This window comes from Kitasatospora sp. NPDC093558, assembly GCF_040683475.1.
Classification (GTDB): Bacteria; Actinomycetota; Actinomycetes; order Streptomycetales; family Streptomycetaceae; genus Kitasatospora.
Window position 1 is genome coordinate 1 of record NZ_JBFBDY010001011.1, and the last position, 1,746, is coordinate 1,746.

Genomic DNA, 1,746 nt, shown 5'->3' on the forward strand with positions numbered 1-1,746 from the left:
GCCGCCGCGGCGACCGAGGCGACCGAGGCGGCCCAGCCCACCGGCGGCCGGGCCGAGCGCCGGCGGGCCGCCCAGGGGCGCACCTCGGTGCGCCCGGGCAACGGCCGCCGCCGGGCGTCCGGCAAGGGCGCGGGGTCGCGGGTGCGGCCCAAGGAGTCCCCGGTCGTGATCGCGGCGCGTCTGGTCGGCGAGCTGTGCATCACGCTCGGCGTGGTGATGCTGCTCTTCGTCTCGTACCAGCTGTGGTGGACCAACGTGCAGGCCGACGCGGCCGCCGACGGCGCCCGCAGCCAGCTGGAGAAGCAGTTCGACGCCGCGCAGCCGCCCGGCCAGCCGGGACAGCCGGCACCGGATCCGGCCAAGCCCGAGACGTTCGAGCCCGGCAAGGGCTTCGCCATCATCTACCTGCCCAAGCTCGGGCTGAAGTTCCCGATCGCCGAGGGCACCTCCAAGTCGGCGGTGCTGGACAACGGCCTGGTCGGCCACTACACGGGCACCGGCATGCCGGCCGACAAGGCGGGCAACTTCGCGCTCGCCGCGCACCGCAACACCCACGGCGAGCCGTTCCGCTACATCAACAAGCTCGGCAAGGGCGACCAGGTCGTGGTGGAGACCGCCACCGCGTACTACACGTACGAGATCACCGGCGGCATCCCGGAGACCTCGCCCAACAACGTGAGCGTGATCAAGCCCGTCCCGACCGGTGCCGGCTACACCGGTCCCGGCCGGTACATCACCCTCACCACCTGCACCCCGGAGTTCACCTCCAAGTTCCGTCTCATCCTGTTTGGCAAGATGACCGAGGAGCGGCCGCGCAGCCAGGGCAAGCCGGCGGCGATCGCGGGCGGGTAGCCACCCGGCCGCAGGCGACGGAGGGGGAGCACCGGTGACGCAGGACGAGACGGCCGCGGAGGCCTTCCCGCAGCCCGGGCAGGGCTCCCCGCCCGGACCGGGGCCCGCCCGGCGCGGGAGGGGCCGTGCGCTGGCCGTCCTGGGGGTCTTCGGCGAGCTCCTGATCACCCTGGGGCTGGTGCTCGGCCTGTTCGTCGCGTACTCGCTCTGGTGGACCAACGTCGAGGCGGACCGCTCGGCGTCCGAGGCCTCCGACAAGCTGCGCAGCACGTGGGCCACCGGCCCCGCCGGCGCGCCCTCGACGGCGCCCGGTGCGACGCCCGCCACGCCCGTCTACGCGGCCGGGGACGGGGTCGGCTTCCTGCACGTCCCGGCGATGGGCAAGGACTACCAGGTGCTGATCCGGATGGGCACCGACGCCGACACCCTGGCCGAGGGCGTCGCCGGGGTGTACGAGCAGCCGTACCGCGCGGCGATGCCCTGGGACGCGACCGGCAACTTCGCGCTGGCCGCCCACCGGGACGGCCACGGCGCCAAGTTCCACGACCTGGACGCCGTCCGCAAGGGTGACGCGATCGTCGTCGAGACCAAGGACAAGTGGTACGTCTACAAGGTCGACAGCACCCTGCCGGAGACGTCCAAGTACGACACCGGCATCGTCGCGCCCGTCCCGACCGGCTCCGGCTACGGCGCCCCCGGCCGGTACATCACGCTGACCACGTGCACGCCGGTCTACACCTCGCGCTACCGGATGGCGGTGTGGGGGAGCCTGGTGCGGGTGGACGCCGTGGACGCCAAGCGCACCCCGCCGCCGGAGCTGCGGCACTCCTGAGCCCCTCCACCCCGGCCACGTCGCCGGAACGCCCGAGGGCCCGTCGCACGCGCTGCGACGGG

At 73.8% G+C, this 1,746-nt stretch carries 2 protein-coding genes; both read left to right on the top strand.

The window, feature by feature from the left end; translation table 11 throughout:
* The coding region (locus tag AB0O00_RS37940) for a class E sortase (protein ID WP_363659247.1) at positions 1–852 on the top strand (852 nt) is incomplete at its 5' end.
* Positions 853–982: 130 nt separating this feature from the next.
* Complete coding sequence (locus AB0O00_RS37945; RefSeq protein ID WP_363659248.1) at positions 983–1,684, top strand: class E sortase; 702 nt, start codon at positions 983–985, stop codon at positions 1,682–1,684.
* Positions 1,685–1,746: the final 62 nt, after the last annotated feature.